Genomic DNA, 15200 nt, shown 5'->3' on the forward strand with positions numbered 1-15200 from the left:
GGGGAGCTCCGGGCGGGAAGAATGACTCCTCGTGCACCCGGTTCGCGCGATGCTCGCCGCACTGCTGGCACTGTCCCTGTGCGCCGCCTGCGACTCGCGCCGTGAGTGCGAACCGATCTCCGCCCCGCTCGACGAGACGAGCACCGCGTGTCCCCGCTTCGGCATCAGCACCCCGGGCGGCCCGGTGGCCGTCGACGAGTACCGCGCGGTCACCGAGGCGGTCGGCACCGCACCCGGCGCGGTGCTGTGGTTCGTCGACTTCCTCTCCCCACCACCCGTCGGGGCCCTCGACATCGTGCGCGCCTCGGGAGCCGACCCGATCGTCACGTGGGAACCGTGGCTGCAGCGTGGCGACGGGACGTACGACCGGACGTCGATCACGATGGCCGACATCGCCGCCGGGATCCACGACGACCATCTCTACCGGTGGGCGGACGAACTCACCGGCTGGGGCGGGACGGTGTACCTGCGCTTCGCACACGAGCCGAACGGGGACTGGTATCCCTGGGGTCCCGCCGGCGGCACCCCACCGGAGACCTACGTCGCGGCGTGGCGACACGTGCACGAACTGTTCGCTTCCAAGGGGGCCGACAACGTGCGCTGGATCTGGACGGTCAACGTCCCGCACGAGGGCAGCAGTCCCATCGCACCCCTGTATCCCGGTGACGACCACGTCGACGTCGTCGGGGTCGACGGTTACAACTGGGGCACCACCCGGCCGTGGAGTCGCTGGCAGTCCCCCGAAGATCTGTTCGGACCGACCTTCGACGAGCTCGGCCGGATCGCCCCGGGTCGTCCCGTCGCGGTCACCGAGGTCGCGAGCGCGGAGGCCGGTGGGTCGAAGCCGGACTGGATCCGGGATCTGGTGGGTTACTTGGACAGTCACCCCGCGGTGACGACGTTCGTGTGGTTCCATCACAACAAGGAAACCGACTGGCGCCTGACCAGCACGGCCGAGTGCGCGGCGGCCCTGGACGACGCTCTGCACAGGAGACACACCGCACGATGACATCCGAGGCGTCGCTGCTCCCCGACCATCTCGAGGACGAGCGCATGCGCGACGTCGAGCGACTCGAGCTGCTCGACACCCCTCACGAGGAGCGCTTCGACAAGATCACCCGCATGGCTTGCCGCGTGTTCGGCGTCCCCATGGCGTCGGTGTCGCTGATGGACCACGACCGGCAATGGTTCAAGTCGATCCTCGGACTCGAACTCTCCGAAGTTCCTCGCGAGAGGACGGTGTGCCGCACCACCATCGCGCGCGCGTACGAGCGGCCGGACGACCCCGCACTCGTCCTTCCCGACGCCTCAACCGATCCCGCCTTCATGGACATCCCCGGTATCGGTGGTGAGGGTGGGATCCGGTTCTACGCGGGTTACCCCCTGTTCGGTCCGGCCGGTCATCCCGTGGGCACCTTCTGCATCTACGACACCGAGGAGAGGAACCTCGACCCGGATCAGCTCGACACCTTCGCGGAGCTGGCCGAATGGACCCAGCGCGAACTCGACCGGTCCGACGAATTCGACCGCGCCGCCGAGATCCAGAAGCAGCTCCTCCCCCGGCCGCTATCCGACCTTCCGGGCTACGAGATCGCCACCGTCTGCCTGCCCGCCTTCGTGGTGGGTGGCGACTTCTACGACCACTACCGGCTCCGTGAGGGCGTCGTGATCTCCGTCGCCGACGTGATGGGAAAGGGCCTCGGCGCGGCGATCCTGGCGTCGGGCGTGCGTTCCTCGTTGCGCGGTGCCGGCCGGGTGCTCGAGCGCTTCGGACGTCGTCCGGTCGGCGTCCTCGACACCGGGATGGCGCTGACCCTCGGCGCCGAGCACCTCGCCGACGACTTCGAGCACACGGGAACGTTCGCCACCTCCTTCGTCGCTGCGATCGAGTTCTCCACGGGAGACGTCGACCACGCCGATGCGGGGCACGGACTCGCGGCGATCCGTCGCGCGGACGGCGGGGTCGAACCCCTCGAGGGCGACGGTCCCCCGCTCGGAGTGTTCCCCGCCACCACATGGACATCGGAGACCGCGCACCTCGCTCCCGGCGACATGCTGGTGGTCTGCTCGGACGGACTGCTCGACCTGCTCGACGAGAACAGCGACCCGGCGGCACTGTGCCGTTTCGTCGCCGGCCATCCGACCCCGGAGGCGCTGGTGGCCGCAGCACGTGCCCTGACGGTGAACGAACCTCCGCTCGACGACGTCACGGTCGTCGCGATACGACGGAACGAAATGTCGTGAAGGCCGTCACGAAGGAGGGCTACCCGTCCCCGTTCCTGCGTGTCCTCATCGTCCTCACGGTCGTCGTCGGCCTGAACTACATCGTCTGGCGCTGGCTGTTCTCGGTGAACTGGGATGCCTGGTGGATCGCGGTTCCGCTGGTGCTGGCCGAGACGTACAGCCTGATCGACTCGCTGCTCTTCGCATTGACGATGTGGCGGCTGAGGAGACGGTCCGAACCACCCGCAGCGCCGGAGGAGCTGACGGTCGACGTCTTCATCACCACCTACAACGAACCCGTCGACCTGGTGCTGCGCACCGCCGCGGCAGCGAAGCGGATCCGCTATCCGCACCGGACGTGGATCCTCGACGACGGATCCCGGCCCGAACTCGCCGCAGCCGCCGCCGAACTCGGCGTCGACTACATGACGCGGGCGGCGAGCTGGACGAACAAGCCGCGCCATGCCAAGGCGGGCAACCTGATCAACGCGCTGCTGCATTCGGACGGCGAGTTCCTGCTCATCCTCGATGCCGACCAGGTGCCCGAACCCGAGATCCTCGATCGCACACTCGGATACTTCACCGACGACCGCACCGCCCTGGTCCAGACACCGCAGTACTTCACCAACGTTCCCGAGTCCGACCCGCTCGGCAGCCAGGCCCCCTTGTTCTACGGCCCGATCCAGCAGGGCAAGGACGGCTGGAACGCAGCGTTCTTCTGCGGGTCCAACGCGATCCTCCGACGCGAAGCGCTCATGCAACTCGGCATCTCCGGCTATGTCCGGGCCATCGAGGACGGTGTGGAACGCACCCTGCGCACCGCGGGCAAGGTGGTCGACCGCGCACGCCGGAAGGTTCCCGCCGATCAGCCCGACGTGGCCGCGGCACTGGATTCGGTGCGACAGGCCGTTCGCACGGCTCGGGGCGAATTGCGGGCCGGAACGGCGCTCGCCGACGTCACCTTCCGCTTCCAGCAGGCGGTCGACGCCGCCGCGCGCAGCATCGTCGATGCCGACTTCGGTGGTATCCGAGCCGATCTCGAGGAGATCGCCGCGCTCGACGCGCACGGAACCGATGCGCTCATCATCGACGAGACCGTGCTCGACCGCCTCGCCGACCGCGAATGGTCGCCGCTCGGCGCGCTCGAATCGATCCGCGCGATGATTCGGGCCGTCGACGTCGACCGTGCCGAGGAGGCCGAGCCGATGCTCGCGTTGGCCACGATCTCCGTGACCGAGGACATGGCCACCTCCATGCGTCTGCACGGCGCGGGCTGGAAGTCCGTCTACCACCACGAGATCCTCGCCTACGGACTGGCTCCGGAGGATCCGAAGACGATGGTCACGCAGCGGCTCCGGTGGGCGCAGGGCACGATCCAGGTGATGCTGCGGGAGAACCCACTCGTCCAGAAGGGCATGACCCTCGCGCAGCGCCTCATGTACTGGGCGACGATGTGGAGCTATCTCTCGGGTTTCGCGGCCCTCGCCTATTTCGCGGCGCCGATGATCTACCTCGTCTTCGGGATCCTGCCGGTGGAGGCCTACAGTCTCGACTTCTTCGCGCGGCTCGTCCCGTTCCTGGTCCTCAGTCAGCTGCTGTTCTTCGTCGTCGGCCGCGGCACACCGACCTGGCGCGGCCAGCAGTACAGCCTCGCGCTGTTCCCGGTGTGGATCAGGGCGTGCTGGACGGCCTTCCTCAACGTGTACTTCGACAAGCCGCTGGATTTCGCGGTCACCCCGAAGACGCGCCAGGGTGGCGAGGGTGTCCCCTGGTATCTGTTCCGTCAGCAACTGCTCGTCATGGCACTGCTGGTCGTGGCGGCGGTCGTCGGCGCGGTGCGGTTGTTCCTCGGCGACATCTCGGTTCTCGGCGTGACCGCGAACCTCGTCTGGGTCGTGTTCGACCTGTTGATTCTGTCGGTGGTGATCGGCGCGGCTCGCTACCGTGGACCCGAGAACGAAGGAGTTCGATGAGCCATTACGAAACCCGCACGGTCGGAACGAGTACCGTCGTGCAACCCATCGGTCGTCTGAACATGGTTGCGGCGCCACGTCTTCGCGAGCAGTTGCGCGATCTCGTCGAGAACGGATCCCATCGGCTCGTCGTCGACCTCAGCACGACCGAGTTCATCGACTCGTCCGGGCTCGGCGCACTCGTGTCCGGATTGAAGGCGGCGCGGCAGGCCGGCGGCGACCTGCGGATCGCCTCGCCCACGGCGCAGGTGCAGAGCGTGCTCGCGCTGACCCGCCTCGATCGGGTCCTGGCGACCCACGACTCCGCGGACGCGGCCTTCGATGGCGACTGACGCCCCGTCCGACGCGCAGCCGTCCGACGGGGCGCCCTGCCGGTGGGAGTTGTCCGCCCCGACGAGCGAGGGCACCCTCGACCGGATCATGGATCTGGTCGCGGAGATGTTCGCCGCCGAGGAACTCGACGAGTCCGACCGCGTGCAGTTCGAGATCGCGGTCGCGGAGATCGCCGCGAACATCATCGAGCACGCCGGCCGGGGACAAGCTGTCTCGGTGACCCTGACGCTGGAGCTCCACCCGGATCGTCTCGAAGCAGTATTCATCGACGACGGGGCCCCGGCACGTGTGGATCTGCGTTCGGTCGAACTCCCGGATGCCCTCGCCGAGCGCGGTCGAGGACTCGCCATTGCCCTCGCCGCGCTCGACGAGCTGCGGTACCGGCGACAGGCCGGCACCAATCGCTGGCTGCTGGTCTGTCACCGGTCCGACGCGTCAGGGCAGTCCGGGCAGTAGGTCGTCGAGGCGGGCCGGTAGGTTCCGGACCCGCACTCCGGTCGCGTGCCACAGGGCGTTGACGACCGCCGCGGCGCTGCCCACGATCCCGATCTCACCGATCCCCCGCGACCCCATGGGTGTCGCATGCAGGTCCTCGTCGTCGAGCCAATCCGCTTCGACCCGGCGGATGTCGGCGTGTGTCGGCACGTGGTATTCGGACAGATCGTGGTTGACGACGTGCCCGAAACGCGCGTCGCGGATGCTCTCCTCGAAGAGCGCCATCGAGATCCCGAAGGACATCCCGCCGATGACCTGCGAACGCGCGGTTCGCGGATTGATCACCCGTCCCACGGAGAACAGACCGAACATCCGGGGCACCCGGATCTCGCCGGTGTCGGCGTCGACGTGCACCTCGGCGAAGTGCACACCGAAGGACTGCGCGGTGTAGTGCTCGAGTTCGCGGTTCTCGGCTGCCGACGCGGACAGTTCGGCACCCACCGGCGGGTCGTCGCCGAAACGTTTGCCGAATTGCTCTGCGGCCGTGACGATCGCGGTTCCCCAGGACGAGGTGCCCGACGACCCGCCGGCCACCGTGCCGTTGGGCAGTGCGCTGTCGCCGATCTCGAGGTCCACGTCCTCCGGTCGGCATCCGAGTGCGTCGGCGGCGATGAGGGTCAGGGTCGTCCACGCACCCGTACCGAGGTCGGTCGCTCCGATACGGACGGAGTAGCGCCCCTCCCCGAGGTGCCGGATCTGGGCTTCCGAGCCGGGATTGACCATGTGGGGATAGGTCGCGACCGCCATGCCGGTACCGATCAGGGTGTTGCCCTGCCGCCGGCGGCCGGGTTCGCGGTCGGACGGATCCCATCCGAATCGCTGCGCTCCTTCGCGGAGGCATTCGACGAGTCGGCGCGACGACCACGGCTTTCCCGTATCCGGATCCGACTCGGGTTCGTTGCGGATGCGCAGTTCGATCGGGTCGATCCCGAGTTCGGCGGCGAGCTCGTCCATCGCGACCTCGCCGGCGAACATGCCCGGCGCTTCACCTGGCGCGCGCATCCAGAATGGCGCCGGCACGTCGAGGGTGATCGCGCGATGCGACGTACGGGCGTTGGCGACGTCGTAGAGATTGCGCAGCGGCACCCCCGCCTGTTCGACGAATTCGGTGACCCGGGACGACTGGGCGAACGCCTCGTGCACGAGACCGGTGAGCTTGCCGTCACTGTCGGCCGCGAGCCGGATGTGCGAGGCGGTCGGAGCGCGGTACCCGACGTAACCGAACATGTCTGGTCGGGAGACCGCGAACTTGATCGCTTTCCCGGCCAGGGCCCGCGCCGCGAGTCCGCCGAGGACGTCGTGCGCGTGAGGACCGCCCTTGGAACCGAATCCCCCACCGATGTACGGACAGACCACCCGCATCCGGGCCGCGTCGAGACCGAAGACCGGCGCGAGGGTCTCGACGACACCGTGCGGATGTTGCGTCGAGGTGTACAGCGTCAGGGTGTATCCGTCGGTCTCACTGTTCGACGGCACGCCGTCGTTCCGCCAGATCGCGACCACGGTGTGCGGTTCGAGTGGATTGTTGTGTTCCTCAGGGGTGGAGTACCACTGATCGATCACCGTCTCGGCGCGGGCGAAGGCCGCGTCGACGTCGCCTCGCTCGGTGTCGGGTTCGTAGCCGCCGTTGACGGTCTCGGGTGTGTACGCGTCGGGATGGTCGGCGCGGAAGAGCGCGTCGTGCGGTTCCTCGCTGTACTCGACTTTCAGGAGCGAGCATGCCTCCCGGGCGATCTCGAAGCTCTCCGCGACGACCGCGCCGATGATCTGACCCCGGTACAGCACGTCGGGTGTCTGCAGGACGGAGTACTCGCCCTCGGCCTCTTCGGTGAGACGTGGGGCGTTCCAGGGAGTGAGGACCTTCAGCACCCCGGGCACCGCTTCTGCGGCGGCGGTGTCGATGCGGTCGACGCGTCCACGGGCGATGGTGGAGGTGAGCGGTACGAGGTAGGCGGGATCGTCGACCGGGTGCTCGTAGGCGTACGGTGCCGTCCCGGCGACCTTCGCCGGTCCGTCGATGCGCGCGGTGGAGCGTCCACCTGCTCGGATCGGCTCGGGGCTCATGCGGATCCACCTCGTTCCCGTCGTTCGTCGAGTTCGCGCAGGGTCGCCACCACGGTTCGCCGCAGCAGCGGAATCTTGTAGGCGTTGCCGTCGAGGGGACTCGCGTCGGCGAGTTCGGCCTCGGCCGCCGCAGCGAAGACCTCGTCGGAGGGTTGTTGCCCGAGGAGTGCTTCCTCCGCGCGGTGTGCCCGCCAGGGCCGGTGTGCGACCCCACCGAATGCGATGCGGCACCCGGTGATCGTCCCGTCCGCAACGGTCATCTCGGCCGCTACGGAGACCAACGCGAAGGCGTAGGACGCCCGGTCGCGCACCTTGCGATAGGTGGACAGCGAACTCTGCGCCGCGGGGATCTGCACGCCGACGATGAGGTCGTCGCGTTCGAGCACGGTGTCGCGCTCGGGTGTGTCGCCGGGGAGTCGGTAGAAGTCCTCTACCGCGATGGCGCGCTCGCCGTCCGGGCCGAGGACCAGGACTTCGGCGTCGAGCGCGAGCAGGGCGACCGCCATGTCGGACGGATGGGTGGCCACGCAGTGCTCCGAGGCGCCGAGGATCGCGTGGTAGCGGGTGTATCCGCCGATGGCGGAGCAGCCGCTGCCGGGTTCGCGCTTGTTGCAGGGGGTGCTCACGTCCCGGAAGTACGAGCACCGCGTGCGCTGGAGCAGGTTGCCGCCGGTGGTCGCAGTGTTCCGGAGCTGGGGTGAGGCACCGGCGAGCAGTGCGCGCGACAGCACCGGGTAGTTGCGCCGCACGAAGGGATGCGCCGCGAGGTCGCTGTTGCGGACGTTGGCGCCCACCCGGATGCCCCCGTCGGCCGTCTCCTCCACGGCGTCGAGCGGAAGATGCGAGACGTCGACGAGGAGATCGGGGGTCGCGACGCCGAGTTTGAGGTGGTCGACCAGATTCGTGCCGCCCGCGAGGAAGACCGCACCCGGTGTCTCGTGCACGACGGCGACGGCGGCGGCGGGATCTGCCGGTCGCTCGTAGCGGAGGGGGCTCATCGCGTCTCCTCCGTATCGAGGCGGCTGTCGCCGGCACCGATTCGGCTGTCACCGGCGGCGACGGTTCGGATCGCCGAGACGATGTTGGGATAGGCGGCGCAGCGGCACAGATTGCCGCTCATGCGTTCCCGGATCTCGTCGACGTCGAGTTCGGGTGCCTGTTCGAGATCGGCCGTTACGTGACTCGGCGCCCCGTCGGCGAACTCGTCGAGCATGCCGACGGCCGAACAGATCTGGCCGGGGGTGCAGTAGCCGCACTGGAAGGCGTCGTCCTCGATGAACTGCGCCTGGAGCGGATGCATCTCCCCGTCGCCGAGTCCGGCGGCGGTGACGATCTCGGCGCCGTCGTGCGAGGCGGCGAGGGCCAGGCACGAGAGGGTGCGCCGGCCGTCGATCAGCACGGTGCACGCTCCGCACTGACCGAGATCGCATCCCTTCTTCGGGGACGTGATCCCGAGGCGGTCGCGCAGTGCGTCGAGCACGGTGGTGCGGACGTCGATCGGGACGCGACGCTCCACCCCGTCGACGTGGAGAACTATGTCGAGATCGGGTCGGTGGCCGGTATCGGTCCTCGTGTCCCCGCTTGTCATGGGCAAACCTCCGAACAGTGGGCTGTGTTCGGGGCATTCCCGCTGCAGGCGTCATCGAACCGTCGAGATGCGACGAGCGACGAGCGGAGCGTCCGCGGCTCGGCCGGACCCTGCGGATACGCGGTGCCGGAGACCTCGCGGGTCTCCGGCACCGGGGGTGTCGGTCGGTCCGCCGGCCGCTCTCGGTGCCGGCGGTACCGGCAGGGACGACGGACGTCTCGATCAGGCGTCGGCGAGCACCTTGGTGGCGTCGGCCAGTGCGGCGACGACCGTTGCGACCTGCTGCGCGGTCTCGGCGTGCTCCTTGGCGTGCTCGCCGCCGAACTTGCCGAAGGTTTCGCCGACCGACAGCGAGCCGCCGTCGACGACCTTGCCGCCGGCGATTCCGACGACCTTGACCGCGTCCTCGAGCGCCCACTTCGCAGCGTTCTGGCTGGGCGACTGGCTGACGAGGGCGACGGGCTTGCCGCTCAGTGCGCCGGCACCGTAGGGGCGCGACAGCCAGTCGACGGCGTTCTTGAGCACCGCGGAGACGGTGCCGTTGTACTCGGGCGTGACGATCAGCACGGCATCGACCTCGGCAGCGGCGTCGCGCAGAGCCACGGCAGCAGCGGGGGCAGCCTCGCCGTCGAGATCCTCGTTGTAGAAGGGAACGTCGGCGAGGCCCTCGTAGAGGGTCACCTCGACGTTCTCGGCAGCAACCGCAGCGGCGGTCTCGGCGAGCTGGCGGGAGACGGAGCCGTCACGCAGGCTGCCGACGAGGGCGAGAACTCGGGTCATGGGAACATCCTCGGGTCGAAGTGGTTGACTACGCAATTTTAAACGGACCGCGGTCCGCTTTATTCCCCGCCCCGCTAGAGTGTGACCTTGTGAACACTCGCCCCCTCCCGCACGCGGACGGTCGGGCGCTGCCTGCGGCGAACAGCCGGGCTCTCCCCCTGGCGGACGAACGACTCTCCGAACGGGGCGACGCAGCGCGCAATCGTTCCCGTCTGCTCGACGCCGCCGCCCTGCTCGTCGCCGAGCGCGGCGTCGATGCCGTGACGATGGACGCCGTCGCGGCGCGGGCCGGGGTCGGCAAGGGCACCGTCTTCCGCAGGTTCGGCTCCCGCGCCGGGCTCGTCCGGGCACTGCTCGACCACAGCGAGCGCGAGTTCCAGCAGGGCTTCCTGTTCGGCCCGCCACCGCTCGGCCCCGACGCCGAGGCCCTGGACCGGCTCATCGCCTTCGGTCGTGCACGCATCGAACTCGTCGAGGTGCAGGGCGAACTGCTCCGCGCGGCCGAATCCGCCACCGACTCCCACTACACCGCTCCCGCCCACCTGGTCTCGCTCGCCCACGTCGACGCACTGCTGCGTGCCGCCGGAGTCACCGGCGACACCCGATTGCTGGCGACCTCGCTGGTCGCGTCGCTCGAGGCCACCCTCGTGCTCCACCAGTGGCGCGAGCTGGGACATCCGCTCCGCCGACTCGCCGACAACTGGGCCGAACTCGCACACCGTGTCGTGACCGGTCGAGGTAGCCGCAAATCTGGGTCGAGCGCCGTACCGTAACGGCATGATTCGCACATTCCGGGTGCTCGCACTGGTCTCCCTGGCAGCGGTGGCCGCCGCGTGCAGCACCGATTCGGATTCGGCCGACGGCAACTCCGCGGAGGACCTCACCGGCCGCACCTTCGTCTCGACGAGCGTGAGCGGCACGCAGATTCCGGGCGCCGGACCCATGGTCGTCGCGTTCCCGGAGGACGGACGCATCTCGGCGACTGCCGGCTGCAACCGCTTCGTCGGCGGCGTCGACCTCTCCGAAGGCAGAGTGAAGGCGCCGGACCTGGCGAGCACGATGATGGCCTGCCTGCCGGAACGCGAGGGAGCCGATGCCTGGCTCACCACGCTGTTCGACGCCGAGCCGCGCTGGTCGCTCGACGGGAACACCTTCACGCTCACCGGCGACGACATCACGGTCTCGCTCCAGGACGAGAAGGTGGTCGACCCCGACCTGCCGATCACCGGGACCGAATGGGTCGTGACATCGCTGCGCACCGCCGACGCCGTGACCACCTCGACGGCACTGGAGAACGCTGCGCCGACGCTCGTGTTCTCCGAGGACGGCACCGTCACCGGCAACACGGGGTGCAACGAGTTCGACGGCACCGCGGAAGTCGGTGACGACGTCGTCCTGTTCGAACCGCTCACCATGACCCGCGCCGCCTGTGCCGACCCCGAGGTCACCACCATCGAGACACATATCCTCGAGGTGCTCGCAGGTGAGACCACCTACAGCATCGAGGGTTCGTCGATGACGCTCACCGCGCCGAACGGCACCGACGGACTGGAGTTCACGGCCCGCTGATCCGTTCTCGGTACCGTGAGACCCATGCCGGGAGCAGTCCGCGTGGTCGTCGTCCTCGCACTGGGTGCGCTGCTGTCCGGGTGCGGAGTGTTCGGATCGTCGCCGTCCGACCCGATCGGCCGCCGTTACGTCTCGACCGAGGTCGAGGGGCAGTCGATCCCCGGCGGCGGCCCGCTCCAGTTGTCGTTCCCCGCCCGGGAGCGGGTCGCGGCGTCCGCCGGATGCAACCGGTTCACCGGCACCGCCGACCTGTCCGGGGGCAGGATCCGCGCCGGGACGCTCGCGTCCACGAGGATGGCGTGTCCTCCTCCGCGCGACGGCGCCGACGAGTGGGTGCGGACCCTGTTCGCGGGCACACCCCGGTGGACTCTCGACGGGGAGGTGCTCACCCTGACCACCGGCGCGGTGACCGTCACCCTCACCGAACGTACGGACGGGCGCTGAGATCGTTCGACAGCGAATCGTTCAGTAACGCTCGACGAGCCAGCGGGCGAGTTCCTGTGCGCTGCGGTCGACCTGCTTCGGCCAGTCGAGCGCCGAATCGTCGGCCCGGTCGCTCACGTGCTTGACGAGTCGGCACGGCGCGCCCATGCGGCGGGCGGCGTAGGCAACTGCGAAACCCTCCATGTCGACAAGATCGGCGCGCGCGGACAGCGCGTCGCGGATCTCGGCGTCCGAGACGAACGAATCACCGGTGGCGAGCACGCTGCCGTCACCGTCGTCGATCTGCACGACGTCCTGCACGGGATGACCGAGGCTCTTCAGGATCTCGCTGCTGATGTCGTGGTTGATCGCGGCGGACGGCAGGAACAGTCCCGAGTGGTGGGTGTGCAATGCGCCGGCGGTGCCGATGTTCACGACGAGCGGCCGCGCGTCGGCCGGATACCCCGCGAGCGCCGCGGTGACGGCCACCGCTGCGTCGACCTTCCCGATCCCGGTGATCACCGTCTCGTAGCGTTCCGGGACGTGCGCCGCCTCGGCGCGGGTCGCGGATACGACGAGGATCCCGTTCACGTACTGCCTCCGAGTTCGAGGGTCGCGAGTGCCGCCCGGTGCAGCTCCCGCCCGTACCCGGCACCGTATCCCGCGGCGTGCACCGCCAGTGGATGCAGCTGGTGCACGGGCACCCGCTGCTCCCATCCGGCACGCAGCGGATGCGCCGCCTCGTAGCCGTCGACGACCCGGCCCAGGTGCGGGCAACCGAAGAGCGCGAGCATCGCCAGATCCGTCTCGCGGTGGCCGCCGTGCGCGGCCGGATCGATCAGGACGACGCCGCGCGGCGACCACAGCACGTTGCCGTTCCACAGGTCTCCGTGCAGGCGCGAGGGCGGATCCTCGTCGTCGAAGGCTCCGGCGGCGACGAGATCGCAGGCGGCCTCGATGTCGTGGCACTGACGGCCGGTGACGCTGCCCGCCTCGACCGCGATGCGCAGGAAGGGCAGCACCCGCTCTGCGACGTAGAACGATCCCCAGGTGTCGTGCACGGTGCGGCTCATGGGGCGGCGGCCGATGAACAGCTGCCCGTCGTAATCGTCGGGTGCCGCACCGAAACCGGCGGCGCCCACGTCGTGCATCCGGGCGAGTGCCGCACCGAACTCCCGTGCGGCCTCGGCGGACGGGGATGCCTCGGCGATCCGCTCGAGTTCGATGTGGTGCTCGCTCACCGACCGCACCGCCGCCACCGGCATACCGGCCTCGGCGAGCCAGGCAAGACCGGCCGCCTCGGCCCGGAAGAAATCAGGATGGGTGTGCGGGTCGTGTTTGCGGAAGACGTCTCCGGTGCTCACCCTGAAGAGTCTGCCCGACTGCACACTTCGCCCCGCCCTCTTCGCCCACCCTCTTCTCCGTTGTATCGCAGCAGTAACACAGGAACGCTAGGGTCGTGAAGATGACGAACCTTCGCGATCGGATCATCGAAGAACTCGGGGTGAAACCCTCCATCGACCCGCGCGCCGAGATCGACGCGCGGGTACAGTTTCTCGCCGACTACCTGCGCAGCACTCCCGCGAAGGGATTCGTGCTCGGCATCAGCGGCGGGCAGGACAGCACCCTCGCCGGCAAGCTCGCCCAGCTCGCCGCGGAGAAGCTCCGCGCCGAGGGCCACACGGCGGAGTTCGTCGCGGTCCGCCTGCCCTACGGCAAGCAGGCCGACGAGCACGACGCCCTCGTCGCATTGGAGTTCATCGGAGCCGACCGCACTCTCGGTGTGGATGTGAAGCCCGGCGCCGACGCGACGGCTTCGGAAGCGGCTCGCGCGCTGTACGGCACCGAGACGCGTCTGCGCGACTTCGTGCGCGGCAACATCAAGGCCCGCGAACGCATGATGATCCAGTACGCGATCGCCGGAGAACTCGGCTACCTCGTGGTCGGCACCGACCACGCCGCCGAAGCGGTGACCGGTTTCTACACCAAGTACGGCGACGGCGGCGTCGACATCACTCCCCTGGCCGGTCTGACGAAGCGGCAGGGTGCGGCGCTGCTGCGCGAACTCGACGCACCCGAGAGCACCTGGATCAAGATCCCCACCGCCGATCTCGAGGACGACCGTCCCGCGCTGCCCGACGAGGAAGCGCTCGGCATGGCCTACAGCGAGATCGACGACTATCTCGAGGGCAAGGACGTCACCGACGACCTCGCCAAGCGCCTCGAGGCCAAGTTCCTCGACACGCGGCACAAGCGCGTGATGCCCGTGGCGCCCTTCGACACCTGGTGGCGTGAGGATTAACCACCCGCGAAGGGCGGCAGGACGTCCACTCGGGACCCGGCCGTCCGGCCGAGGTCCCGGGTGAGTTCGCCCGTGCCGCCGTCGCCGGCTTCGAGCAGGAAGGCCGCCACCGACAGGACCCGCTCCATGTCGGCGCCGTAACGATCGACGAGGACGGCACGCAGCGTGCCGAGATCGGCGCCTTCCGGCAGGTCGATCGTGTCCTTCTCGCGTCCGGCCGCATCTGCTGCGGCCGCGAAGTACCGCACCTCGATCCCCGTCGTCACCTCAGCCACCGATAGCTCCCATGCTCCGCTGCGGCGGCGCGAAGTCCGCCGCGTCCATGCCGTGTCCGGCCCACTTGTTCCACATCGCCCCGCGCCACAGCGCGGCGAGTTCGTCGTCGGTGGCGCCGCCCCGCAGAGCGGCGCGCAGGTCGGTCTCCCGGTCGCTGAACAGGCAGGACCGGACCGTTCCCTCGGCCGTCAGGCGCGTGCGGTCGCAGTCGCTGCAGAACGAACGGGTGACCGAAGCGATGATCCCGACGGTCGCCGGGCCGCCGTCTACGAGCCAGCGTTCGGCCGGCGCGGACGGATCCTCCCGTTCGGTCGCGGTGAGCGTGAACCGTCGACCGAGCACGTCGAGCAACTGCTCGGCCGGCACCATCTGCGAACGGGCCCAGTTCTGATCGGCATCGAGGGGCATCTGCTCGATGAACCGCAGTTCCACGCCCTCGTCCAGGCACCACGCGAGCAGATCGGCCGCACCTTCGAGGGTTTCCGGCATCAGGACAGCGTTGACCTTGACCCGACCCAGTCCGGCGGCCACCGCGGCGCGGATACCGTCGAGCACCGAATCGAGCCGATCGCGGCGCGTGAGCCGCGCGAAGTGCTCGCGGTCGATGGTGTCCAGCGAGATGTTCACCCGAGTCAGTCCGGCGTCCGCCAGCGCCCGCGCACGGTGCCGGAGACCGACCGCATTGGTGGTCAGCGCGATCGGCAGCCCCGGCGTCTGCTGCGCGCATCCGGCGACGATCTCCTCGAGATCGCGGCGCATGAGCGGTTCCCCACCGGTGAAGCGCACCTCGTGGACACCGAGTCGACCGGTCGCGATGCCCACCAGACGCACGATCTCAGCGCTCGCGAGCAGCTGGTCGCGCGGAATCTCGGGAAGGCCCTCGGCCGGCATGCAGTAGGTGCAGCGCAACGAGCACTTCTCGGTGAGGGACACGCGCAGGTCGCGGGCGATGCGACCGAAGCGATCGAGAAGCTCGGGCACGTCGGGCCGATCGGACGCGTCGTCTGCGCGATCGCGCACGACCGGGATGCCCATGTCCACCGCTGTCATACGACCATCGCTTTCATACAGCCCAGTATGCCCACAACCGCCGATCGTGACATCGCATCCGGACAGACGGGGCACACGCGGCGCGTCGTGGGCGGCGGGGCACGGTCCTCGTGTGCCTAGGATG

General features: G+C 69.0%; 17 protein-coding genes. 9 read left to right on the forward strand and 8 right to left on the reverse strand.

What is annotated here, in order from left to right:
• Nucleotides 1-49 precede the first annotated feature (49 nt).
• Genes BO226_RS12320 through BO226_RS12340 form a run of 5 tightly spaced genes read left to right on the forward strand, consistent with a single transcriptional unit; the run spans nucleotide 50 to nucleotide 4985 of the window.
• Nucleotides 50-1009: a glycoside hydrolase family 26 protein gene (locus tag BO226_RS12320; RefSeq protein ID WP_071935368.1), complete on the forward strand. Its 960-nt coding sequence runs from the start codon at nucleotides 50-52 to the stop codon at nucleotides 1007-1009.
• Nucleotides 1006-2244, forward strand: coding sequence for a PP2C family protein-serine/threonine phosphatase (locus BO226_RS12325; protein WP_024101419.1), 1239 nt, complete (start codon nucleotides 1006-1008; stop codon nucleotides 2242-2244). Before BO226_RS12320 ends, BO226_RS12325 begins: the two co-directional genes overlap by 4 nt.
• On the forward strand, nucleotides 2241-4196 hold the full coding sequence (locus tag BO226_RS12330; RefSeq protein WP_071935369.1) for a glycosyltransferase: 1956 nt from the start codon (nucleotides 2241-2243) through the stop codon (nucleotides 4194-4196). The genes BO226_RS12325 and BO226_RS12330 overlap by 4 nt, the downstream gene beginning before the upstream one ends.
• Nucleotides 4193-4528 (forward strand): STAS domain-containing protein, encoded by a 336-nt coding sequence (locus tag BO226_RS12335; RefSeq protein ID WP_024101421.1) that lies wholly within the window; start codon nucleotides 4193-4195, stop codon nucleotides 4526-4528. The genes BO226_RS12330 and BO226_RS12335 overlap by 4 nt, the downstream gene beginning before the upstream one ends.
• On the forward strand, nucleotides 4518-4985 hold the full coding sequence (locus tag BO226_RS12340; protein WP_024101422.1) for an ATP-binding protein: 468 nt from the start codon (nucleotides 4518-4520) through the stop codon (nucleotides 4983-4985). The genes BO226_RS12335 and BO226_RS12340 overlap by 11 nt, the downstream gene beginning before the upstream one ends.
• On the opposite strand, the gene BO226_RS12345 is transcribed toward BO226_RS12340, so the two are convergent.
• The 4 genes from BO226_RS12345 to BO226_RS12360 form a co-directional block, all read right to left on the reverse strand.
• Complete coding sequence (locus tag BO226_RS12345) at nucleotides 4965-7088, reverse strand: xanthine dehydrogenase family protein molybdopterin-binding subunit (RefSeq protein ID WP_071935370.1); 2124 nt, start codon at nucleotides 7086-7088, stop codon at nucleotides 4965-4967. The genes BO226_RS12340 and BO226_RS12345 overlap by 21 nt on opposite strands.
• A complete protein-coding gene (locus BO226_RS12350; protein ID WP_024101424.1) occupies nucleotides 7085-8086 on the reverse strand; it encodes an FAD binding domain-containing protein in 1002 nt (333 codons plus the stop codon). Before BO226_RS12350 ends, BO226_RS12345 begins: the two co-directional genes overlap by 4 nt.
• Entirely contained in the window at nucleotides 8083-8676 is a 594-nt protein-coding gene (locus BO226_RS12355; RefSeq protein ID WP_071935371.1) for a 2Fe-2S iron-sulfur cluster-binding protein, read from the reverse strand. The genes BO226_RS12350 and BO226_RS12355 overlap by 4 nt, the downstream gene beginning before the upstream one ends.
• 222 nt (nucleotides 8677-8898) lie before the next feature.
• On the reverse strand, nucleotides 8899-9456 hold the full coding sequence (locus BO226_RS12360) for an NAD(P)H-dependent oxidoreductase (protein ID WP_071935372.1): 558 nt from the start codon (nucleotides 9454-9456) through the stop codon (nucleotides 8899-8901).
• Between the two features lie 128 nt (nucleotides 9457-9584).
• Between BO226_RS12360 and BO226_RS12365 the strand changes: the two genes are divergently transcribed.
• Genes BO226_RS12365 through BO226_RS12375 form a run of 3 tightly spaced genes read left to right on the forward strand, consistent with a single transcriptional unit; the run spans nucleotide 9585 to nucleotide 11469 of the window.
• A complete protein-coding gene (locus tag BO226_RS12365) occupies nucleotides 9585-10229 on the forward strand; it encodes a TetR/AcrR family transcriptional regulator (protein ID WP_050993422.1) in 645 nt (214 codons plus the stop codon).
• A 4-nt stretch (nucleotides 10230-10233) separates the two neighbouring features.
• Nucleotides 10234-11025: an META domain-containing protein gene (locus BO226_RS12370; RefSeq protein WP_071935373.1), complete on the forward strand. Its 792-nt coding sequence runs from the start codon at nucleotides 10234-10236 to the stop codon at nucleotides 11023-11025.
• A gap of 24 nt (nucleotides 11026-11049) precedes the next feature.
• Complete coding sequence (locus BO226_RS12375; protein WP_232237947.1) at nucleotides 11050-11469, forward strand: META domain-containing protein; 420 nt, start codon at nucleotides 11050-11052, stop codon at nucleotides 11467-11469.
• A gap of 21 nt (nucleotides 11470-11490) precedes the next feature.
• On the opposite strand, the gene BO226_RS12380 is transcribed toward BO226_RS12375, so the two are convergent.
• Together BO226_RS12380 and BO226_RS12385 are read right to left on the reverse strand one after the other, a co-directional pair.
• A complete protein-coding gene (locus tag BO226_RS12380; RefSeq protein ID WP_071935374.1) occupies nucleotides 11491-12039 on the reverse strand; it encodes a nucleosidase in 549 nt (182 codons plus the stop codon).
• A complete protein-coding gene (locus tag BO226_RS12385) occupies nucleotides 12036-12836 on the reverse strand; it encodes a fructosamine kinase family protein (RefSeq protein ID WP_071935375.1) in 801 nt (266 codons plus the stop codon). The genes BO226_RS12380 and BO226_RS12385 overlap by 4 nt, the downstream gene beginning before the upstream one ends.
• A gap of 77 nt (nucleotides 12837-12913) precedes the next feature.
• On the opposite strand from BO226_RS12385, the gene nadE reads away from it, so the two are divergent.
• Nucleotides 12914-13750, forward strand: coding sequence for an ammonia-dependent NAD(+) synthetase (gene nadE, locus BO226_RS12390; RefSeq protein WP_071936429.1), 837 nt, complete (start codon nucleotides 12914-12916; stop codon nucleotides 13748-13750).
• Here the strand turns inward: nadE and BO226_RS12395 are convergent.
• On the reverse strand, nucleotides 13747-14025 hold the full coding sequence (locus BO226_RS12395) for a MoaD/ThiS family protein (RefSeq protein WP_071935376.1): 279 nt from the start codon (nucleotides 14023-14025) through the stop codon (nucleotides 13747-13749). The genes nadE and BO226_RS12395 overlap by 4 nt on opposite strands.
• Nucleotides 14018-15076, reverse strand: coding sequence for a GTP 3',8-cyclase MoaA (gene moaA, locus BO226_RS12400; protein ID WP_071935377.1), 1059 nt, complete (start codon nucleotides 15074-15076; stop codon nucleotides 14018-14020). Before moaA ends, BO226_RS12395 begins: the two co-directional genes overlap by 8 nt.
• Nucleotides 15077-15200 lie beyond the last annotated feature (124 nt).

Source organism: Rhodococcus sp. 2G (assembly GCF_001886355.1).
Lineage (GTDB): Bacteria > Actinomycetota > Actinomycetes > Mycobacteriales > Mycobacteriaceae > Rhodococcus > Rhodococcus pyridinivorans.

Excerpts from the sequence above, each read along its gene's own strand:
- BO226_RS12320 (WP_071935368.1), top strand. The coding sequence starts at position 50 with ATGCTCGCCGCACTGCTGGCACTGTCCCTGTGCGCCGCCTGCGACTCG.
- BO226_RS12350 (WP_024101424.1), bottom strand. The coding sequence starts at position 8,086 with ATGAGCCCCCTCCGCTACGAGCGACCGGCAGATCCCGCCGCCGCCGTC.
- BO226_RS12335 (WP_024101421.1), top strand. The coding sequence starts at position 4,193 with ATGAGCCATTACGAAACCCGCACGGTCGGAACGAGTACCGTCGTGCAA.
- BO226_RS12360 (WP_071935372.1), bottom strand. The coding sequence starts at position 9,456 with ATGACCCGAGTTCTCGCCCTCGTCGGCAGCCTGCGTGACGGCTCCGTC.
- BO226_RS12375 (WP_232237947.1), top strand. The coding sequence starts at position 11,050 with ATGCCGGGAGCAGTCCGCGTGGTCGTCGTCCTCGCACTGGGTGCGCTG.
- moaA (WP_071935377.1), bottom strand. The coding sequence starts at position 15,076 with ATGACAGCGGTGGACATGGGCATCCCGGTCGTGCGCGATCGCGCAGAC.
- BO226_RS12370 (WP_071935373.1), top strand. The coding sequence starts at position 10,234 with ATGATTCGCACATTCCGGGTGCTCGCACTGGTCTCCCTGGCAGCGGTG.
- BO226_RS12355 (WP_071935371.1), bottom strand. The coding sequence starts at position 8,676 with ATGACAAGCGGGGACACGAGGACCGATACCGGCCACCGACCCGATCTC.
- nadE (WP_071936429.1), top strand. The coding sequence starts at position 12,914 with ATGACGAACCTTCGCGATCGGATCATCGAAGAACTCGGGGTGAAACCC.
- BO226_RS12325 (WP_024101419.1), top strand. The coding sequence starts at position 1,006 with ATGACATCCGAGGCGTCGCTGCTCCCCGACCATCTCGAGGACGAGCGC.
- BO226_RS12345 (WP_071935370.1), bottom strand. The coding sequence starts at position 7,088 with ATGAGCCCCGAGCCGATCCGAGCAGGTGGACGCTCCACCGCGCGCATC.
- BO226_RS12340 (WP_024101422.1), top strand. The coding sequence starts at position 4,518 with ATGGCGACTGACGCCCCGTCCGACGCGCAGCCGTCCGACGGGGCGCCC.